The organism is Streptomyces sp. NPDC051020 (genome assembly GCF_040683105.1).
Classification (GTDB): Bacteria; Actinomycetota; Actinomycetes; order Streptomycetales; family Streptomycetaceae; genus Streptomyces.
In genome coordinates this window covers 28,388-47,329 of sequence record NZ_JBFBCG010000035.1, presented here as the reverse complement: position 1 = coordinate 47,329, position 18,942 = coordinate 28,388, and the positions used below count along the sequence as shown (strand labels likewise).

Sequence of the window (18,942 nt, the reverse complement as noted above, 5' to 3'; positions counted from 1 at the left end):
GTGACCCTTATCGATCAGCTGCCCCCGACCGACGACCCGGACGCCCTCTTCGAGGCCTTCTCGTCATGGACCGAGACCCAGGGCATCACCCTCTACCCTGCTCAGGAGGAGGCGCTGATCGAGGTGGTCTCCGGGGCGAACGTGATCCTTTCCACCCCCACGGGCTCCGGAAAGAGCCTGGTCGCGGCGGGTGCGCACTTCACTGCTCTGGCCCAGGACAAGGTCACCTTCTACACCGCCCCGATCAAGGCGCTGGTCTCGGAGAAGTTCTTCGACCTGTGCAAACTGTTCGGTACGGAGAACGTCGGCATGCTCACCGGCGACGCCTCCGTCAACGCGGACGCCCCGGTGATCTGCTGCACCGCCGAGGTGCTGGCCTCCATCGCGCTGCGCGACGGGAAGTACGCCGACATCGGCCAGGTCGTGATGGACGAGTTCCACTTCTATGCGGAGCCGGACCGCGGCTGGGCCTGGCAGATCCCGCTCCTGGAGCTGCCGCAGGCCCAGTTCATCCTGATGTCGGCGACGCTCGGTGACGTCAGGATGTTCGAGGAGGACCTGACCCGGCGCACCGGCCGTCCCACCTCCGTGGTGCGCTCGGCGACCAGGCCGGTCCCGCTCAGTTACGAGTACCGGCTGACCCCGATCACCGAGACGCTCACCGAACTCCTGGACACCCGGCAGTCGCCCGTCTACATCGTGCACTTCACGCAGGCCGCGGCCGTCGAGCGGGCGCAGTCGCTGATGAGCATCAACATGTGCACCAAGGAGGAGAAGGAGAAGATCGCCGATCTGATCGGCAACTTCCGCTTCACCACGAAGTTCGGCCAGAACCTCTCGCGCTATGTGCGTCACGGCATCGGGGTGCATCACGCGGGCATGCTCCCGAAGTACCGCCGCCTGGTGGAGAAGCTCGCCCAGGCGGGTCTGCTGAAGGTGATCTGCGGTACGGACACGCTCGGCGTCGGCGTCAACGTCCCCATCCGTACGGTGCTGTTCACGGCGCTCACCAAGTACGACGGCACCCGGGTCCGTACGCTGCGCGCCCGTGAGTTCCACCAGATCGCCGGCCGCGCGGGCCGGGCCGGCTTCGACACGGCGGGCTTCGTCGTCGCGCAGGCGCCCGAGCATGTCATCGAGAACGAGAAGGCCGTCAAGAAGGCGGGCGACGACCCGAAGAAGAAGCGCAAGGTGGTCCGCAAGAAGGCCCCCGAGGGCTTCGTCGCGTGGTCGGAGGCCACGTTCGACAAGCTGATCCAGTCCGACCCGGAGCCGCTGACCTCCCGCTTCCGGGTCACGCACACGATGCTGCTGTCCGTGATCGCGCGCCCCGGCAATGCCTTCGAGGCGATGCGGCGTCTGCTGGAGGACAACCACGAGCCGCGCAGGTCGCAGCTGCGCCACATCCGCCGGGCCATCGCGATCTACCGCTCATTGCTGGACGGCGGCGTCGTGGAACAGCTCGCCGAGCCGGACGCGGAGGGCCGCATCGTACGGCTCACCGTCGATCTCCAGCAGGACTTCGCGCTCAATCAGCCGCTGTCCACGTTCGCGCTGGCCTCCTTCGATCTGCTGGACGCCGAATCGCCGTCGTACGCCCTGGACATGGTCTCCGTCGTCGAGTCGACACTCGACGACCCGCGGCAGATCCTCGCCGCCCAGCAGAACAAGGCGCGCGGCGAAGCGGTCGGCCAGATGAAGGCGGACGGAGTCGAGTACGAGGAGCGGATGGAACGGCTCCAGGACGTCACGTACCCGAAGCCGCTGAGCGAGCTGCTGTGGCATGCGTACGACGTGTACCGCAAGAGCCACCCGTGGGTGGGCGACCACCCCGTCTCGCCGAAGTCCGTGATCCGGGACATGTACGAACGGGCCATGACCTTCACGGAGTTCACCTCTAACTACGAGCTGGCCCGCACCGAGGGCATCGTGCTGCGGTATCTGGCGAGCGCGTACAAGGCGCTTGAGCACACCATCCCGGACGACCTGAAGTCCGAGGACCTGGAGGATCTGACCGCCTGGCTCGGCGAGATGGTCCGTCAGGTGGACTCCAGTCTCCTCGACGAGTGGGAGCAGCTCGCCAACCCGGAGGTGGACACGGCCGAGCAGGCGCAGGAGCGGGCGGACGAGGTCAAGCCGGTCACCGCCAACGCCCGCGCCTTCCGGGTGCTGGTACGCAACGCGATGTTCCGCCGGGTGGAGCTGGCCGCGCTGGACAAGGTCGCCGAGCTCGGCGAGCTGGACGGCGAGGCGGGCTGGGACGAGGACGCGTGGGGCGAGGCGATGGACGCGTACTGGGACGAGTACGAGGATCTGGGCACCGGCCCGGACGCCCGCGGTCCGAAGCTGCTGAAGATCGACGAGGACGCCGGGCACGGCCTGTGGCGGGTACGGCAGACGTTCGCCGACCCGAACGGCGACCACGACTGGGGCATCAGCGCGGAGGTCGATCTGGCGGCCTCCGACGAAGAGGGCCGGGCGGTCGTCCGGGTCACCTCGGTCGGCCAGCTGTGAGCGTGACCGCCGTGACGACGGCACCCTTGCGAGAGTGGAGACGAACGGCATGACGAACCCCGCCGAGCGCCTGGTCGACCTGCTCGACCTGGAGCGGATCGAGGTCAACATCTTCCGGGGGCGCAGCCCCGAGGAGTCGCTGCAGCGGGTCTTCGGCGGACAGGTCGCCGGGCAGGCACTGGTGGCGGCCGGCCGGACCACCGACGGGGACCGGCCGGTCCATTCGCTGCACGCGTACTTCCTTCGGCCGGGCCGCCCCGGCGTGCCGATCGTCTACCAGGTCGAGCGGGTGCGGGACGGGCGGTCATTCACCACGCGCCGGGTCACCGCCGTGCAGCAGGGCCGGACGATCTTCAATCTGACGGCGTCCTTCCACCGGCCGGAGGAGGCGGGCTTCGAGCACCAGTTGCCGCCCGCCCGGACCGTTCCGGACCCCGAGCAGCTGCCCACCGTCGCCGAAGAGGTGCGTGAGCATCTCGGGGTGCTGCCGGACGCGCTGGAGCGGATGGCCAGACGCCAGCCGTTCGACATCCGGTACGTGGACCGGCTGCGCTGGACGCTGGAGGAAATCAAGGACGCGGACCCGCGCAGCGCGGTCTGGATGCGTGCGGTCGGCCCGCTGGGCGACGATCCGCTCGTGCACACCTGCGCGCTGACGTATGCGAGCGACATGACGCTCCTCGACGCGGTCCGTATCCCGGTGGAACCCCTGTGGGGGCCGCGCGGTTTCGACATGGCGTCGCTGGACCACGCGATGTGGTTCCACCGTCCGTTCCGGGCCGACGAATGGTTCCTGTACGACCAGGAGTCGCCGATCGCGGTGGGCGGGCGGGGCCTTGCCCGGGGCCGTATCTACAACCGCGAGGGGCAACTGATCGTGTCCGTGGTGCAGGAGGGGCTGTTCCGCAACCTGGGCTGACCACGACAACTAAGCGCCCAGAGGGCGAAGGCGTCCGCAAGGACGGGCACGTCGTAGGGCAGTGGACGGGGAGCGACCTGGTCGGGCCGGGAGGCGATGCGTCCGTCGGCGCGCTGCTGGGTCAGCAGGTACGCCAGACCCGCGTCCCGGAACGGGGCGGGCCGGCGGCAGCGCTGAGGTGGACGACCGCCCTGCACACTGGCTAGGAACGGTTCAGGTGAAGTGGATGTCGCTGAGGTCGATGGAGACCATGACCTGTCCCGGGATCGGCCGCAGGTTGGCGTCGCGGTTGCAGGCGCGGCGTCGGGTGGGCAGAAGGATGCCGTCGGCCTCGACGGTGTCGTAGACGTACTGGGCGGCGGCGAAGCCGCCGGCGATGTCGACGTGGTAGTCGTGGCGACGCAGCAGCCGGTCCGGGCCGAAGTAGAAGTCCTGGACGGTGCTGTGACTGGCGATCGAGGCGGGAAAGGTCGCGCGCAGTCCGCGCCACTCCTCGTCGCCCTCGTGCCAGGGCTGGATCTCCTCGATGTCGACGCCGGGCATCGCGAGCAGGAACGGGGTGGTCAGGTAGGTCCACAGGGCGTAGCCGTTGAAGTACGCCCGGTCCAGCGGGTCCCAGGGGGCCTGAAGGACGTGTCCGTCGAAGGCCTTGCGCGGCTGTGCGCGCTCGGCGACCACGGTACCGTCGGTCTTCTCGATGGCGACGCGGTCTGCAGTGAAGTCGGTCCTTTGGTCGGGGGCGCCGAAGGGGGCCACCGAGGCGTGCTCCTCGTGCAGCCGTACCGTCATCTCGCGGGGCGTCGGATCCTGCGGAAGTCCCTTGATGGCGAACAGGTCGCCGCCGCTGACGATCGTCGCGCGTACGGAGCTGAACCGGCGCCAGCGGTCCATACCGCCATGGGCCTCGAGAACCTCATCGAGCAGCGCATTCATCTCTTCTCCTCCTGACGTGAGTCACTGATGCCCGACCGGCTGGAGATGATCAGTCATTCTTGGCCGGCGGGACATGGCTACTTTCCCTTCAAGGGCCCCTGGAAGGACTTGCGGAACACGGAGCCGGCGTACGGGAGCACCGTGGCCACCAGTCGAGCCTTGAACGTGCTGGCGTGCCGGGTCAGTTCGACGTCGACGCAGGTGCCGTCGCCCTCGGGGGTCATCTTGAACACCCATCCGCCGCCCGGGCCGAAGACCTTCGAGTCGAGCGTCGTGATGGTGACTGTGTCGCCGGCCGGGTCCCACTCGTAGCGGGCACGCTCCCATGCGGAAGCCGTGCCTTCGGTCACCTCGGCCCAGGTGTCACCCAAGTCATGGACCGTGAAGTGATCGGCGTCGATCGACGGCCAGGTCTCGGCCCGCGCCGGACTGAAGTCGGTCAGCACCCCTATCACCTCCTTCGGGCTGAGCGAGGAGTTGAGCTGAAAGCGCAGGACGGTCATGACCTGCTCCTTCCATCGAAAGGGCGGTTCTTGTTGGCGCTTCCGGCTCGGCCCGTGTCGCAGAACCCTCCGAGCACCCATTTCAAATATGACCGGTCGTCTTGTACGTGTCAAGTTTCTCGGCTAGCGTCCGTTGTAAGCGCGCAGAGCGGGCTTTCGTGCGGAATCATCCAGATTTGCGGTCCTGCCTCTGAGGGGCAGGACCCGAGGGCAGGCGCACACCAGCAAGCGCAGCCGCCGGTAAGGAGCCGTCGCATGTCCCCCACTCACGAGATCGCCGACCTCGTCCTGGCCGAATCCACGCAGAGCGTGGACATCAACGTCCCGCTCGAGAGCATCGACCTGGGCACGTGGCTGCCCCAGCTCACAGATACGGAGTATCAGGCCTGCGCGGTTCCCGACCACCGGGCCTGCGGCTGGAGCCGGAACGCCGCCGGCAAGTTGGTGAGCATCAACGTCGAGGTGGTGGGCGGAGTGCTGCTCATCCAGCACTACGTCGCAGAAATCCTCGAGCGGCACCACTGCCGCATGGTGTCGCTCTCGGAGGCGCAGACTGCGGATGGCTGGCAGTACCAGCAGGTCATCTGGGATCTCAGCGTCACTGCGCTGGATGCCGACCGCTCGACCTTCACGAACAAGATCCTCAGCCGGCCGACGCGCGCCTTCGTGACCCACCTGGAAGAGCGAGGCATCCCATTCGAGCAGGCCGTGGAGGCGCGCAAGCAGGCCGTGGAGCAGCACAACGCACTCGAGGCGCCCAGCTATGCGGCCAGCGTGGAACGAGCCGCCCTCAACGCCCAGGGCTCACGCTGAGCATCCTCGACCGTCGGCCGCGGGTCAGGCCCGGAAGTCCCGCACCTCGCCGTCGTCGGGGCCGATGGCTCTCCAGGTACGAGATGACCCGCCGCCAGTCGGAGATCTGCCGCCAGGGGTTGATGTCCGCCCCGCAGGCCGGCGCTGCCGCCGAAGCGTCCAGTTCAAGGTGGCGTCCGGAAGCGCCCTGGAGTGGTTCCAGCAGAACCTGTGATCGCCTCCTCCCCTCATTCACGCACTTCCAGGAGTCATCATGAGCTTCGACTACTCCTCGATCCGAACCCGACTGGAGGACGGCGTTCTGTTCGCCACCCTCGACGCCGGCCCTCTCAATCTCATCGGCGTCGAACTGGTCCGCGACCTGGCCTCACTCATAAACACGCTGTACACGGATCCCGGTGATGTGCGGGTCGTCGTCATCGACAGCGCCTCGACCGAGTACTTCTCGGCGCACGTGGACCTCACGGCCGTCCCGCAGTACACCGCCGAGGCCGCGAAGGCCGGCGGTCCCGGTGACGCCTCGCTCGGCATGTTCCTGCACAAGCTGGCGCAGGTCCCGGTGATCACCATCGCCAAGGTACGTGGGCGCGCCCGCGGTGGCGGCGACGAGCTCGCCCTGGCCTGCGACATGATCTTCGCCTCGCGGGAGAACGCCGTCTTCAGCCAGTTCGAGACCGGCACCGGCGCGCTGCCCGGCGCCGGCGGCATCCAGCACCTGACCCGGCGGCTCGGCCGGACGCGCGCCATCGAGGCCATCGTCGGCGCGGACGACTTCGACGCCGACCTCGCCGAGCGCTACGGCTGGATCACCCGCGCCCTGCCCGACGCCGAGCTGGACGGCTTCGTCGAGCGCCTGGCCAAGCGCATCGCAGGCTTCCCGCCCGAGGGGGTCAAGGCCGCCAAGCGCGCCATCAACGACCTCACGCTGGCGGACTCCGCGCACATCCGCTCCGACGCGGTCACCTTCCAGGGCCTCATCGCCCTGCCGGAAACCCGTGAGCGCTTGAGCCACCTCGCGAGCCGAGGCCTCCAGACGCCGGGCGACGTCGAAACCAACCTGGGCAAGGCCGTTGCGGAGTTCCCCCGCTGACCTGGATCGACAACCTCGATCGCACCGCGTGATCGCACCGAACGGACATCCAGACCGTTGCCCCTCCTGCGTGCCAAGGCATACCTGCTTGACAACGGGAAGACGACCGGACATATTGGGACAGAGTAGAAGGAGCGTGCACCATGCCGAGACCCAGTATGCGCGAACACCTGATCGAAGCCGCTTATGATCGCTTCCACGAACACGGCTTCAACGGCAGCGGCATCAAGGACATCGCCGATGCCGCCGGCACGCCGAAGGGTTCGTTCTACAACCACTTCGACAGCAAAGAGGCCATGGCCATCGAGGTGATGAGCCGCTATGCCGATACCCGCCAGATGGGCATGCTGGCCGACGAGTCGATCCCTCCCGTCGAGCGCATCCGCAAGCACTTCGAGTACCTGACGGGAGACTTGGAGCGGTTCGGCTACACCCGTGGTTGCATGTTCGGGAACTTCGGGGCAGAACTGTCCACGCAGAGCTCGGTGATTCGCGACGAAGTGGGCAACAGGCTCGGGCGGTGGGTCTCATTCCTCACCCCGGCGCTGGACGAAGCCCGGGCTGCCGGAACCCTGAAGAGCGATATGGACAGCGCGGTGCTGGCCCGATTCCTGGTGAGCGCCTGGGAAGGAGCGGCGATGCAGGCGAAGGTCGTCCGCAGTCGCGTGCCGCTGGACGACTTCTTTGCCATGTTCGATTCGCTGACCGTCTGAGCTCGTCTCCGCCACCACTCTTGGCCGCGCTCTCGCCAGGGGGACCCGACCGCGACCGCACCGCGCCGGCCCGGTCAGCTTCTGTCGCCCGGATCCTCGCCTTCCGATTGACCGGTTCGGGAGGGGGCAGTGCCGTGCTGGGCGCTTGCGGTCGGGGGGTCGGGCCTGCATCGCCTGCGGTAGCGCCAGGCGATGACGTCGGCCACCCGGCACCACACACTGATGGCGCTCATGAGTGATCTTCGGGAGGTTATCCCACCGGTCGAATGTCTCCCGATGTGACCGAGATCGAGCAGCGCGGCACTCGCGCGGAAGTGGATCCTGCTGCAACGGTCCTTCACGTCGTCGGTTCAGCCCTCGAGAGCGTGGCGTCGGTCGGAGCGTCCGCCGCCGTTGCCGATTCCGGTGGGTACGCGGTCGGCGTGAACAACCAGACCGACTTCCTGCGGCCGCATCGCGAAGGCCGGCTCGAGGTGTTGGCACGACCCGTCCACCAGGGAAGGGCGCTGCAGCTGTGGACGGCCGAAATCACGGACGCCGACAGCAGACTGATCGCCCGGGGACAGGTTCGTCTCTTCAACCACCTGCCCGAGAACTGAGCACGCGCCCCGGCGCACAGTCCGCGGTCGAGGCCAGTCCGCCGGCTCGAGGCCGAGCACCGGGCCAGCGATCCGGCCTTTCACCTGCGCGAGGCGGACCAGCCGCCGAACAGCGCCGGACCGGCCAAAGGCAGCGTAGCGGCCGCGATGTCAGTGCAGTCGCAGGCTGGCCCGCCCGTCGGTGAAAGAGACCCAACCGGAAGAGAGACCATCGTGGAACACAAGTGCGGAAAGGCCGTGCAGGCGGAGTTGCGAGCCTGTATCGGCCGTGCACCGACGATGACGGCATTCCGAGTTGTGAGCAGCGCGCACCTGCCGGCCTGCCGCACCACCGGCCCGATTTCCGAACCAGCAGAACGAGGAAGCAACCGCCTCAAGGAGCCTGATTCGCACTCAGAGTGGCTGCTCAGCTCGAGGCGTCAGCATCACAAGATCGTCGACAGAGCCGAAAACGCTGACCGTCGACACTGGATGACCGCAGGCTCAGCCCCCTGGGCCGGCCTCCGGCCACAGGTCACTGCGTGCTGAGCGGAAAGATCATGCAGCTGCTCGTCGCATGGGCGAGCAGGCGATCCCGACAGTCAAACAGCTCAGCCTGCGCGAGGGCCGTGCGGCGGCCATGGTTGAGGACGGCGCCAACAGCACGGACCTTGCCAGTGTCAACGGTGATCGGGCGCAGGAACTTCACGTTCAGATCGAGCGAGGTGTAGCCCGTACCCGGAGGCAGCACGGTTTGGACGGCGCAGCCAGCGGCCGAGTCGAGCAGTGTGGCGTAGACGCCACCGTGCACACTGCCGATCGGCTTGTAGTGCTCCTCGCCCGGTTCCAGCATGAACGTCGCACTGCCGAACTCGGCGTGGTCGAGGGTGAATCCAAGCATGGCCGCGAGGGGCGGTCCAGGCATTCGTCCGGCGATGAGGTCCTGGACGAATTCCAGACCGCTGCACTGTCCGACGGCGGCTGCGGTGACCTGCGGGTCGCTCCAGGTGATGGTGCGGGTCCTGGCCATACCTGTACTCCTTCGATCATCTGGCTTCTGATATCGAAAGCTGGCAAGCAGGAACGGCCCAGCGCCGCGGGGATGGTGTCAACCGGTGACCAGCGTCGTCGGGCTGCCGACGGGAGCGTCGGTGCCGCCGGGGCTGCCAGGCGTGGTCGGCCTGGCAGCCCCCGTGATTCCCGTGCTATCGCAGCGCGCGGAAAGCGGTACGCAGCTCCTGGGTCAGGATCTGCGGCTGCTCCCACGCGGCGAAGTGACCGCCGCGGTCGACCTCGTTCCAGTGGATGATGTTGCCGAAGGTCCGCTCGCCCCAGCTGCGCGGCGCGGGGTAGATCTCGCCGGGGAACACCGTGACCGCGACCGGGAGGTCCGGGATGGGGACGGCGCTGACCGGGCCGCCGCCGGCCTGGTGGCCCTCCCAGTACAGCCGTGAGGAAGAAGGCCCGGTATTGGTCAGCCAGTACAGCGAGATGGCGTCGAGCATCTCGTCGTAGGTGAGGACCTTCTCCGGCTCGCCGCCGGAGTCGGTCCACTCCGCGATCTTGTCGTAGTAGTAGGCGGCCATGGCGACCGGCGAGTCATTGAGGGCGTAGGCGATCGTCTGCGGGCTCTCGTTCATCATCGCCGCGTAGCCGAAGCCGTCGCGGTAGAAGTGCAGCAGTCGGTTGTACGCCCTCTCCTCGCGCGCCGACAGACTCGCCGGAGCGGGGTCGGAGTTGAGCAGGTGGCGCAGGACGTCCGGCGGGACGGTGCCAGGCATGTTGACGTGGATGCCCAGCAGCTCCGCAGGTCGCTGGGTGGCGAGGTTCTCGGAGATGATCGCCCCCCAGTCACCGCCCTGGGAGACGTAGCGCGAGTAGCCCAGGCGCAGCATCAGGGTGTGGAACGCGCGCGCCGTCCGGGCCGGATTCCAGCCGACCTCCGTCGGCTTGCCGGAGAAGCCGTAGCCCGGCAGCGTCGGCAGGACGAGATGGAAGGCGTCCTCGGCGCGCCCGCCGTGCGCCGTGGGGTTGGTCAGCGGGTCGATGACCTTGAGCAGCTCGATGATGGAGCCGGGCCAGCCGTGCGTCATGAGCATCGGCAGGGCGTCCGCGTGCGGCGAGCGGATGTGGGCGAACTGGATGTCCAGGCCGTCGATCTCGGTGATGAACTGAGGCAGCGCATTGAGGCGCTTCTCGACCTTGCGCCAGTCGTACCGCTCACCCCAGTACTCGACCAGCGGCCTGAGCTTCGCCAACTGCGCGCCCTGGGACCGGTCGGACACGGTCTCCTTGTCGGGCCAGCGGGTCATCTGGATACGCTGCCGCAGATGCTGCAGCTCCTTTTCAGCGATCTTGATACGGAACGGCCGCACACCAGCGATGTCTGGCACCGCGGCGGAGCCGTCCACCCTGGCCGACGCACTCACCTCGCCGGCCACTGCGTGCGCCTTGCCGGGCATCGCGAGCTGGGTGGCGGCCACTACGCCCGCCGCACCGGCGGCCAAGCCCAGGAACCGACGGCGGTCAGTTCCGAACCCACCGGAATTCTCCTTCGTCACCATCGCAAACTCTCTCTCTTTGATCGCTGCTCATGGCTGGCGCCATGCAGTAGTTGGCGGGCAGGGCCCGCCATGACGGTCACGGACAAGCTCGCCTCGTCGGGGACGTGAACACATCCGGCGACGCGCGAGGCCGGCCAAGGCAGGCCCGGTCCGCCCGCAGGGACACGCAAACGCGACGCGGCGCGACGCGCCGACGCGAGCACCGGCTGCACCCGTGGGCTGGCTCCCGGGAGGCGCGCGGCCAGGCGAGCGCGGGGCCGCTACGTGTCTAGGAAGTCGCCGACGTCGGCGGCGAATTCCTTGTGATGCTGGAACAGGAACCCGTGCGCGGCGTCCGGGTAGATCTTGATCCGGGCGTCGGGCAGCAGTCCTGCCAGCAGGTGGGAGTACCGCGGCAGGATCATCGGATCGCTGTCCCCGGCCGTGACGAACACCGGCTGCCTGATCCCGCGCAGCCGCTCGAGCTTGGCGTGGTCCGGGACGCCCCACTGGGTTACCGCGTCGTACTGGGCCTGCCGGGTCTGCCAGCCCGTCGGCGCCTCCCAGCCCTCGGTTCGCTCGGAGAAGATCCGGCCTGCCGCCTGCTGCCCTGCGGCCAACCCCTCGGGCGTACCGGTGAAGAACACGCGCAGGTAACCCTGCGGTGACGACTCACGCCCCCCTACCGCGGCAATCACGTCTGGGTGCCAGCCGTGCATCCCCCACGCACCCTGCGGCGCCGAAGCAGCCAGTACGATCCGGTTCACCAGGTCCGGACGATGCAGCGCGATCTCCTGCGCCACAAAGCTGCCCAGCGAGAAACCCAGCAGGTCGACCCGGTCCAGGCCCAGCGCGTCGATGAACTCGATCGCACCGTCCGCCATCGCCGCAACCGTGTTCGAAGTACGCCCGCTACTGGCGCCCACGCCGGTGTTGTCGAAGGCAACCACTCGGCGCCCGGCTGCCAGGGCGTCGACCAGGGCCGGATCCCAGTTGTCCAGGTTCCCGCGGAAGTGTTGCAGCAGCACCAGCGGCGGCGTCCCCGTGTCCGAACCAACGCTGCGGTACGCGTAGTCGACACCGTTGCCAGCGCGCACCACCTGAGTCCCAACGGTCGAATACACGGTCATCGCGAACCTCCACCTGTAAGTTCCTGCTGCTCATCGACGTACGAAACACCAGCAGGCATGGCGCCCGGGTGTGAGCGGACACATCGGTTGGGCGAGCTGATACCCCGGCACCTCCGGGGAACCTGGACTCCGGCACTCCTTCCAGAGCGTGGCCGCGCCAGGCTCGCGCGGGGCCCGGACGACAGTGGCTATCAGGCGGACAGCGAGCGCGATAGCGCCGTCGTTGCGAGCCGCCCCTCTTTGTGCGACTCTCGCGAACACTGCTCAATATGGCCGGTCATCTTAGAACCTGTCAAGCTCAACCCACCCCCTATCTGAGCGAAGGTTGAAACGACGACGGCGCGGGCGGCGCCGTCACCCACCCACCTGCCCGCACCTACGACCAGTCCTGCCGACGGAGTGATCACCCCATGCCTGAAGAAGTCAGATTCAAGAGCGTCGTCGGCCCCGAGCTCGTCGGCTCGCCTGGGCGCCGCCACCATCGCCGCCGCGTCCGAGGAGATCGGCGTCCGCGCGGTCGCCACGATCGGCGCGCCCTCCAACCCCAGCACCGTTGAGCACCAGTACGACGCGGTCGTGGACCACGTGCTCAGCGAGGGCTCCCACGAGTGGTTCGTCGCAGTCCCACACCTCTCACGGCCCTGCCCCCGGAACAGCAGAGCAACTGAGACCGCCGGTCTGGTCCGCCCTCCCAAGATCCGGACCAGACCCGGGCCAACGTCTGCCCGTATTCCTTCACACAGTGCATTTGACAACTTGTTGGATGGACGGGCTACCACCCATAGCACGAGTGTGCGCATGGCGTGCCGAGCATGCGTCCAAGCGCTCTCTACACCAGAAACATGCAGGTCACCGAGCACTCCCGGCCCCTATCACCGCCCATGCCATGTCGTTCCACCGTCCGTTCCGGGTCGACGAATGGTTCCTGTACGAGCAGGAGTCGCCGATCGCGACGGGCGGGCGGGGACTGGCACGCGGCCGGATCTACGACCGGGGCGGCAATCTGCTGGTGTCCGTGGTGCAGGAGGGGTTGTTCCGCCGGCTGGGCGCGTAGCCCGGCTCACGTCCCGGGCAGGGGGTCCTGCTCGACCTCGTGGCGGCGGGTGCGGATGTCCGGCGCGGCAGGGTGCAGCTTGGCGTCGCAGGCGGGGCCGAGCCCGGTGCGCCGTGACTCCCTGCCGGTGAGCGGGCGACCGCACAGACGGCAGCGGACCGGACGGCGGCCGGTCGCCCGGTCGGGCTCGGCCGGGGCCTCGATGTCGGATCCGGGAAACGGCTCAGGATTCTCCACGGATCGATCTTCTCAAGTCGGCGGTCTGCCCTGCGACTTCCGAACAGGGCGCAAGGGAGGAGTTCGCGGATGAGCAGCGTGCTGGCCATGGAGCCGGTCCCGCGGGACAAGAAGACCGCGGCACCGGTACGGACCCGCCGCACGGTGCGGGCGGCCCGTACCCGGATGTGCCGGTCGGTCGCGGTTCCGGAGCCATCGCGCGTCGGCCCGGGCCGGATCCGTACCCCTGCTGTTCGGCATACGCGGTCCTCCGCAGGCAGTGGCGCCGTCCCCGGCCCGTTGGCTCACCAGATGATGCCGGAGAGCGGGGCTACCCACGATAATCGGAGAGGGGCAACACACGTCCGGGCGGTGGGGCGCCTGCGGCAGTCAGGAGAGTCTTCGATGCCCCAGGACGCCACGTCGGCCCCATGCGCCGCGCCGCACCTGACACCCGAGGAGCGGGCGGCCGCCGGAAAGGCCGCCCGCCTACGCGCCCCCCGTTCGAGCCACGCCGCGTTCGCACCGCCGGCCGACCGACCCGACCCGATGGGCATCCTCGAGGCCCAGTCCGCGACCAGGGTGCCGGAGCTCGTGCCGATCCGCCACAGCCGGATGGCCGAGTCGCCGTTCCGCTTCTACCGGGGCGCCGCCGCGATCATGGCAGCCGATCTTGCCACTACCCCCGATTCCGGGATCAGGGCCCAACTGTGCGGAGACGCACACCTGTTGAACTTCGGGCTGCTCGCCTCCCCGGAGCGGCATCTGCTCTTCGACATCAACGACTTCGACGAGACGCTGCCGGGCCCCTGGGAGTGGGACGTCAAACGGCTGGCGGTAAGCCTTGTCGTCGCGGGGCGGGCGAACGGATTCACGGAGCGGGAGAGCGCCGACGTCGTATCGACAGCGGTGCGGTCGTACCGCGAGTCGATGATCCGATTCGCGGGCATGGGCAACCTGGATGTGTGGTACACAAAAACTGATGTGGAGCGCCTCCGGACCATGGCGTCGCAGCAGTTGGCGAAACGTGGCCGCAAGAACCTGGACCGTGCCATGGCCAAGGCCCGTACCCGGGACAGTCTGCAGGCCTTCGGCAAGCTGACCGAGGAGGTCGACGGGCGGCTCCGGATCGCCGCTGACCCGCCCCTGCTCGTACCGCTCGCCGGTCTGCTGCCCGGCGAGGAGCTCGATGCGACGATGGAGTGGTTCCGCGAGCTGATCGGAAGCTACGCGCTGAGTCTCCCGTCGGACCGGCGGTTCCTGCTCCGGGACTTCCGGCTCGTGGACGTGGCCCGCAAGGTGGTCGGGGTCGGCAGCGTCGGCACGCGGTGCTGGATCATCCTGCTGCTCGGCAGGGACGACCGCGATCCGCTCTTCCTCCAGGCCAAGGAGGCCGGGACCTCGGTGCTCACCCCGCACACCGGCCCCAGCACGTACCGGAACCAGGGCGAGCGGGTGGTCGCCGGGCAGCGGCTGATGCAGGCGGCGAGCGACATCTTCCTCGGCTGGGAACGCACGGAAGGGATCGACGGGCGGCGCCGCGACTTCTATGTGCGGCAACTGCGCGACTGGAAGGGCGCCATCGAGCCGGAGTCGATGGTGCCGGCCGGGATGCGGACGTTCGGTGAGGTGTGCGGCAGCACCTTGGCCCGCGCCCACGCGAGGTCCGGCGATCGGATCGCCATCGCCGCGTATCTGGGACGCGGCGACTCGTTCGACCGTGCGGTCGCACGGTTCGCGGAGACGTACGCCGACCTGAACGAGCGGGACCATCAGGTTCTGGTCGACGCCGTCCGCGCGGGGAGGCTACCCGCGTCCGAGCCGAACGGCCCCGTCGCAGTCCCGCGCGCACCAGAAATTCCGACGACGGGAAGACCATGACCATCTTCAGGGACCGTGACGTGTCCTTCACAGGCCAGTGCGGCCGGACGGGTCTGGCTCCGGCGGGGTGCCGTCGCCGAACGGGCGGCCGCCGAGCTGCTCGCGGTGGTGCGGTGTCCCCCAACCCGAGAGATCGGGTCCCAGAGGCACGATGCCGGTGGGGTTGATCCCCGTGTGGACCCGGTAGTAGTGCTGTTTGATGTGGTCGAAGTCGACAGTGTCGCCGAAGCCGGGGGTCTGGAACAGGTCCCGCGCGTAAGCCCACAGCACCGGGTACTCGGTCAGTTTCGAGCGGTTGCACTTGAAGTGCCCGTGGTAGACGGCGTCGAAGCGGACGAGCGTGGTGAACAGCCGGATGTCCGCCTCCGTGAGAGTGTCCCCGACCAGATAGCGCCGGTCCGCGAGGCGTTCGGATACCAGGTCGAGCCGGCGGAACAGCGCGCGGTACGCGGCCTCGTACTCGTCCTGTCCACAGGCGAATCCGGCCCGGTAGACGCCGTTGTTGACATCGCGGTAGATACCGTCCATGACCTCGTCGATCTCGTCCCGCAGCCGTTCGGGGTAGAGATCGGGGGCCCCGGACCGGTGCAGCGCGGTCCACTCGGTCGCGAAGTCCAGGGTGATCTGCTGGAAGTCGTTGGTGACGAGCTTCCCGCTGGGTACGTCCACGATCGCGGGCACGCTGACGCCACCGGGATAGCCGCGCTCGCGCGCGTCGTACGCCTCGCTCAGGTAGGCGATGCCGAGCACCGGGTCCCGGCCACCCTCGTCCAGGGTGAAGCGCCAACTGCGGTCGTCCTGGATCGGGTCGGCGACAGCGAGCGACAGGACGTCTTCCAGACCCAGGAGCCGCCGGGAGACGAGGGCGCGGCTCGCCCAGGGGCAGGCGCGGCTGACGACCAGCCGGTAGCGGCCCGCCTCGACCGGCCAGCCGTCCCTCCCGTCGGCCGTGATCCTGTCGGCGAAGTGGCTCCTGGACCGTTTGAAGGTCGTGCGTCCGTACTCCGCGTTGCCGTGCGGCTCACTGCCGGTCGGGTTGCTCATGATGTGCTCCCTTCCGGTCGGACCGGCCGGGGTCGGACACGTCGTCCGTATGTCTTCTGCCCCGCCGGGAGGCCACCACATCGGCCAGTGCCACCACGAGTGCCCCCATGACGAAGGCGACGGAGACGACGAGCCCGAGGTCGAACGCGGTGGTCCAGCCCTCGGAGGCCAACTGGGCGAAGAAGACCGAGCCGACGGCGGCGATCCCGATCGCGGAGCCGACGCGCTGGCCGGTCTGGAGCGTGCCGCCGGCGCTCCCGCCGCCGACCACCGGCACCTGGGACAGAGTCAGGGTCAGGTTCGGAGCGATGACAAGGCCGCTGCCCACACCTGCCAGGAGCAACGGGGCAGCCATCGCCCAGGCGACGCCGCGGCCCGGGACGACGTGCACAGCGAGCACGGTGGCCCCGAGTCCGACGACCACCATGGACAGCCCCACAACGACCAGCGGTCGGCCGTAACGGTGGACCATCCGGCCACCTGGTCCCGCAGCGGCTGCCGCCCCCAGAGCGAACGGTGTGATGGCCAGTCCGGCCTGGAGGGCGGTGCAGTGCAGGCCGGCCTGCAGATAGAGCGTGCTGATGAAGAAGATCGAGGTGAATCCGGCGAAGTACAGCAGGCTCAACAGGCAGCCCAACCAGTAGGAGTGCAGCCGGAACAGCGACAGGTCGAGGACCGGCGCGGTGCCGCGTCTGCCGCACCGGGACTCCCAGCCGACGAAGGCGGCGAGCAGAACCGCTGCCGCGGCCAGCAGCAGCCACTTCTCGTTGCCGGGCCACTGCTGTTCCTGGACGAGGGGCAGCAGCAGGGCCAGCACGCCCGCGCCGAGAAGGAGGACGCCGACGGGGTCCAGGTCGCGCGGCCGTACGCGGCCGGCCGACGGGGTGTCCGGCAGGAGGCGCCGGGCGAGCAGGAAGCAGACGATGCCGAGCGGCAGGTTGACGTAGAACACCCAGCGCCAGCCCTCGGCCGGTCCGGCCGCCTGGATCAGCAGCCCGCCCACCAGAGGGCCGACGGCGGTCGAGATACCGACCACCGTGCTGAACATGCCGAAGGCGCGGCCCCGCTCCCGGCCGGAGAACATCTGCTGGATCAACGCGGAGATCTGCGGCGAGATCAAGGCTCCACCGAGGCCCTGAATCACTCGGGCGCCCACCAGCCAGAAACTGGACTGGGCGACTCCGCAGGCTGCCGACGCCAGCGTGAACACGGCCAGTCCCGCCAGGAACACCTCACGGCGCCCCCGGGCGTCGCCGAGCCGTCCGGCGGGGATGAGAAGGAGTCCGAAGGCGAGGGAGTAGCCGGAGAGAATCCATTGCAGATCGGATTCCGGGCTCCGCAGGCCGTTCCGGATGGACGGCAGGGCGACGTTGACGATGGACACGTCCAACAACGTCATGAAGCCCGCTACCAGGCACACACCGAGTGCCTGCCAGCGGCGGGGGTCGGGCGCCGGGGCCGCCCCGCCCCCCGCCGCACCTCCCTTGGACGTTTCGCTCTCCAGCATGATTCGCACCTTAGGCGGCGCGTCCGGGTTCCTCATGCCCGACAGGGCCGACTGCCGTAATCGTCGCCGTCCCGGAGAAGGTGCCGGCCGACCGGGCACGCCTGGGTCAGGCCGTCAGACCCTCGTCCGCCTCTCGGTGCATGCCCGTGCACAGCGCCCAGACGATGAAGATGTTGACGGCGACCAGCGTCAGGGCCCACAGGGGGTAGTACGGCACCCACAGAAAGTTGGCGATCGCGCCCAGGCCGGCGACGAAGACACCGAAGTAGCGCGACCACAGGGCTCCGCTCAGCACGGCGCAGCCGGCGAGGACGATGACGATGCCGAGAACGAGGTGGACCCAGCCCCAGCCCGACAGGCTGAACTCGAACACGTAGTGACGTGTCGCGAGGAACACGTCGCTCTTGGCGATGGCCGCGATGCCCTCGAGGATCGCCATCGCTCCGCCGAAGATCATCAGGGCTGCTGCCAGGACGGTCGTGTCGGATGTCGGCGCGTGCGTGGGGCTCGGCTTGGCGCGGCCCGCTTTGGGTCCGATGGTGTCACTGGCCATGTCGGCCTCCTCGGGTGGCTGTGCCGTCGGTCCGGCCGGGCAGGCCGCACCGGGCGTGATCCCCCGTCCCAGCGTGACACGGCGGCTCTCCGTCGGCACTCCGGCCGACAGCACCCAGCTCCCGGGCGGTGACCGTGGAACACCCGGCGGGCGGCCGGGGCCTGCTGCTGGATCCGGACGGCCGGGCGGTCGGCTTCGTGCCGACGAACCTGCGGGCGTAAGAATGGCGTCGGAAGCGACTCAAAAGGAGACCCTCATGACGCTGTACGACATTCCGCTCCACACGCTCACCGGCGAGCCGACCACCCTCGGCGCCTACCGCGGCCAGGCGGTCCTGCTGGTGAACGTCGCGTCCAAGTGCGGGCTCACCCCGCAGTACGCGGGCCTGGAGCGGCTGCAGAAGGAGTACGGGGACCGGGGCTTCACCGTGCTCGGTGTTCCGTGCAACCAGTTCGCGGGCCAGGAGCCGGGCAGCGCGGAGGAGATCCAGACGTTCTGCTCGACGACGTACGGAGTCAGCTTCCCGCTCCTGCAGAAGGTCGACGTCAACGGTGACGGGCGGCACCCGCTGTACGCGGAGCTGACGCGGCTCGCGGACGCGGACGGCGAGGCGGGTGACGTGCAGTGGAACTTCGAGAAGTTCCTGATCTCCCCGTCCGGCGAGCCCGTGGCCCGTATCCGCCCGCGCACGGAACCGGAGGCGCCGGAGCTCGTGGCGGCCATCGAGGCCCTGCTGCCCGCCTGACGGATGCGCATCGCCGGGCGGGCCGAACACCGCAGTCGGCCCGCCCGGCGGAGCAGCCACCCCGCCCGCCGAATGTCCGGCCCGTCCGGCGACTGATGGCAGAGGCTGGGCAGGAGGCACCGCGATCGAGCGCGGCGCCCCCAGCCCGCGGCACCGCCAGGGCGTGTTTCGAAAGCCCCGTCTGCCAGGCGGCGTCTGGCACACGC

The 18,942-nt window shown here is 68.7% G+C and carries 18 protein-coding genes; 9 read left to right on the top strand and 9 right to left on the bottom strand.

The genetic code is table 11. The annotated features are described in order from the left end of the window. Window positions 1-2,514 carry a DUF3516 domain-containing protein gene (locus AB0N06_RS20405; RefSeq protein ID WP_366136083.1) on the top strand — a complete coding sequence of 838 codons (2,514 nt, stop codon included), beginning with the start codon at window positions 1-3 and terminating at the stop codon, window positions 2,512-2,514. Between the two features lie 49 nt (window positions 2,515-2,563). Next, on the top strand, window positions 2,564-3,433 hold the full coding sequence (locus tag AB0N06_RS20400; protein WP_366136082.1) for an acyl-CoA thioesterase II: 870 nt from the start codon (window positions 2,564-2,566) through the stop codon (window positions 3,431-3,433). A gap of 213 nt (window positions 3,434-3,646) precedes the next feature. On the opposite strand, the gene AB0N06_RS20395 is transcribed toward AB0N06_RS20400, so the two are convergent. After that, a complete protein-coding gene (locus tag AB0N06_RS20395) occupies window positions 3,647-4,366 on the bottom strand; it encodes a hypothetical protein (protein WP_366136081.1) in 720 nt (239 codons plus the stop codon). A gap of 77 nt (window positions 4,367-4,443) precedes the next feature. Further along, the gene (locus tag AB0N06_RS20390) at window positions 4,444-4,869 is read right to left on the bottom strand and encodes a hypothetical protein (protein ID WP_366136080.1); all 426 of its coding nucleotides are present in this window, start codon (window positions 4,867-4,869) and stop codon (window positions 4,444-4,446) included. A gap of 255 nt (window positions 4,870-5,124) precedes the next feature. Here AB0N06_RS20390 and AB0N06_RS20385 point away from each other — a divergent pair, with 255 nt between their 5' ends. The 4 genes from AB0N06_RS20385 (at window position 5,125) to AB0N06_RS20370 (ending at window position 8,084) form a co-directional block, all read left to right on the top strand. Continuing rightward, complete coding sequence (locus tag AB0N06_RS20385) at window positions 5,125-5,682, top strand: hypothetical protein (protein ID WP_366136079.1); 558 nt, start codon at window positions 5,125-5,127, stop codon at window positions 5,680-5,682. Between the two features lie 253 nt (window positions 5,683-5,935). Then, window positions 5,936-6,772 carry an enoyl-CoA hydratase/isomerase family protein gene (locus tag AB0N06_RS20380; RefSeq protein WP_366136078.1) on the top strand — a complete coding sequence of 279 codons (837 nt, stop codon included), beginning with the start codon at window positions 5,936-5,938 and terminating at the stop codon, window positions 6,770-6,772. 143 nt (window positions 6,773-6,915) lie between these two features. Continuing rightward, window positions 6,916-7,485 carry a TetR family transcriptional regulator C-terminal domain-containing protein gene (locus AB0N06_RS20375; RefSeq protein ID WP_366136077.1) on the top strand — a complete coding sequence of 190 codons (570 nt, stop codon included), beginning with the start codon at window positions 6,916-6,918 and terminating at the stop codon, window positions 7,483-7,485. Between the two features lie 278 nt (window positions 7,486-7,763). Then, window positions 7,764-8,084 (top strand): PaaI family thioesterase, encoded by a 321-nt coding sequence (locus AB0N06_RS20370; protein WP_366136076.1) that lies wholly within the window; start codon window positions 7,764-7,766, stop codon window positions 8,082-8,084. 514 nt (window positions 8,085-8,598) lie between these two features. On the opposite strand, the gene AB0N06_RS20365 is transcribed toward AB0N06_RS20370, so the two are convergent. The 3 genes from AB0N06_RS20365 to AB0N06_RS20355 all read right to left on the bottom strand — a co-directional run bounded on the left by AB0N06_RS20365 (window position 8,599) and on the right by AB0N06_RS20355 (window position 11,736). Beyond that, the gene (locus tag AB0N06_RS20365; protein ID WP_366136075.1) at window positions 8,599-9,093 is read right to left on the bottom strand and encodes a PaaI family thioesterase; all 495 of its coding nucleotides are present in this window, start codon (window positions 9,091-9,093) and stop codon (window positions 8,599-8,601) included. A 175-nt stretch (window positions 9,094-9,268) separates the two neighbouring features. Further along, a complete protein-coding gene (locus AB0N06_RS20360; RefSeq protein ID WP_366136074.1) occupies window positions 9,269-10,627 on the bottom strand; it encodes an epoxide hydrolase in 1,359 nt (452 codons plus the stop codon). Window positions 10,628-10,887: 260 nt separating this feature from the next. Beyond that, window positions 10,888-11,736: an alpha/beta hydrolase gene (locus AB0N06_RS20355; RefSeq protein WP_366136073.1), complete on the bottom strand. Its 849-nt coding sequence runs from the start codon at window positions 11,734-11,736 to the stop codon at window positions 10,888-10,890. A gap of 553 nt (window positions 11,737-12,289) precedes the next feature. On the opposite strand from AB0N06_RS20355, the gene AB0N06_RS20350 reads away from it, so the two are divergent. Further along, on the top strand, window positions 12,290-12,790 hold the full coding sequence (locus tag AB0N06_RS20350) for a hypothetical protein (protein WP_366136072.1): 501 nt from the start codon (window positions 12,290-12,292) through the stop codon (window positions 12,788-12,790). 6 nt (window positions 12,791-12,796) lie between these two features. Here AB0N06_RS20350 and AB0N06_RS20345 read toward each other — a convergent pair whose 3' ends face one another. Continuing rightward, window positions 12,797-12,994, bottom strand: a complete 198-nt coding sequence (locus AB0N06_RS20345) for a DUF6011 domain-containing protein (protein ID WP_266990908.1) — start codon at window positions 12,992-12,994, stop codon at window positions 12,797-12,799. Window positions 12,995-13,411: 417 nt separating this feature from the next. On the opposite strand from AB0N06_RS20345, the gene AB0N06_RS20340 reads away from it, so the two are divergent. Continuing rightward, a complete protein-coding gene (locus AB0N06_RS20340; protein ID WP_366136070.1) occupies window positions 13,412-14,887 on the top strand; it encodes a DUF2252 domain-containing protein in 1,476 nt (491 codons plus the stop codon). 27 nt (window positions 14,888-14,914) lie between these two features. Here the strand turns inward: AB0N06_RS20340 and AB0N06_RS20335 are convergent, their stop codons facing one another. The 3 genes from AB0N06_RS20335 to AB0N06_RS20325 all read right to left on the bottom strand — a co-directional run bounded on the left by AB0N06_RS20335 (window position 14,915) and on the right by AB0N06_RS20325 (window position 17,895). Next, on the bottom strand, window positions 14,915-15,931 hold the full coding sequence (locus tag AB0N06_RS20335; RefSeq protein WP_366136069.1) for a glutathione S-transferase C-terminal domain-containing protein: 1,017 nt from the start codon (window positions 15,929-15,931) through the stop codon (window positions 14,915-14,917). Then, window positions 15,909-17,438: an MFS transporter gene (locus AB0N06_RS20330; protein ID WP_366136068.1), complete on the bottom strand. Its 1,530-nt coding sequence runs from the start codon at window positions 17,436-17,438 to the stop codon at window positions 15,909-15,911. The genes AB0N06_RS20335 and AB0N06_RS20330 overlap by 23 nt, the downstream gene beginning before the upstream one ends. 106 nt (window positions 17,439-17,544) lie before the next feature. Next, window positions 17,545-17,895 carry a hypothetical protein gene (locus tag AB0N06_RS20325; RefSeq protein ID WP_366136111.1) on the bottom strand — a complete coding sequence of 117 codons (351 nt, stop codon included), beginning with the start codon at window positions 17,893-17,895 and terminating at the stop codon, window positions 17,545-17,547. 352 nt (window positions 17,896-18,247) lie between these two features. On the opposite strand from AB0N06_RS20325, the gene AB0N06_RS20320 reads away from it, so the two are divergent. Beyond that, a complete protein-coding gene (locus tag AB0N06_RS20320; protein ID WP_358856108.1) occupies window positions 18,248-18,736 on the top strand; it encodes a glutathione peroxidase in 489 nt (162 codons plus the stop codon). The last annotated feature ends 206 nt before the right edge of the window (window positions 18,737-18,942 follow it).

Excerpts from the sequence above, each read along its gene's own strand:
- AB0N06_RS20400 (WP_366136082.1), top strand. The coding sequence starts at position 2,564 with ATGACGAACCCCGCCGAGCGCCTGGTCGACCTGCTCGACCTGGAGCGG.
- AB0N06_RS20395 (WP_366136081.1), bottom strand. The coding sequence starts at position 4,366 with ATGAATGCGCTGCTCGATGAGGTTCTCGAGGCCCATGGCGGTATGGAC.
- AB0N06_RS20390 (WP_366136080.1), bottom strand. The coding sequence starts at position 4,869 with ATGACCGTCCTGCGCTTTCAGCTCAACTCCTCGCTCAGCCCGAAGGAG.
- AB0N06_RS20385 (WP_366136079.1), top strand. The coding sequence starts at position 5,125 with ATGTCCCCCACTCACGAGATCGCCGACCTCGTCCTGGCCGAATCCACG.
- AB0N06_RS20380 (WP_366136078.1), top strand. The coding sequence starts at position 5,936 with ATGAGCTTCGACTACTCCTCGATCCGAACCCGACTGGAGGACGGCGTT.
- AB0N06_RS20375 (WP_366136077.1), top strand. The coding sequence starts at position 6,916 with ATGCCGAGACCCAGTATGCGCGAACACCTGATCGAAGCCGCTTATGAT.
- AB0N06_RS20365 (WP_366136075.1), bottom strand. The coding sequence starts at position 9,093 with ATGGCCAGGACCCGCACCATCACCTGGAGCGACCCGCAGGTCACCGCA.
- AB0N06_RS20360 (WP_366136074.1), bottom strand. The coding sequence starts at position 10,627 with ATGGTGACGAAGGAGAATTCCGGTGGGTTCGGAACTGACCGCCGTCGG.
- AB0N06_RS20355 (WP_366136073.1), bottom strand. The coding sequence starts at position 11,736 with ATGACCGTGTATTCGACCGTTGGGACTCAGGTGGTGCGCGCTGGCAAC.
- AB0N06_RS20340 (WP_366136070.1), top strand. The coding sequence starts at position 13,412 with ATGCCCCAGGACGCCACGTCGGCCCCATGCGCCGCGCCGCACCTGACA.
- AB0N06_RS20335 (WP_366136069.1), bottom strand. The coding sequence starts at position 15,931 with ATGAGCAACCCGACCGGCAGTGAGCCGCACGGCAACGCGGAGTACGGA.
- AB0N06_RS20330 (WP_366136068.1), bottom strand. The coding sequence starts at position 17,438 with ATGCTGGAGAGCGAAACGTCCAAGGGAGGTGCGGCGGGGGGCGGGGCG.
- AB0N06_RS20325 (WP_366136111.1), bottom strand. The coding sequence starts at position 17,895 with ATGATCTTCGGCGGAGCGATGGCGATCCTCGAGGGCATCGCGGCCATC.
- AB0N06_RS20320 (WP_358856108.1), top strand. The coding sequence starts at position 18,248 with ATGACGCTGTACGACATTCCGCTCCACACGCTCACCGGCGAGCCGACC.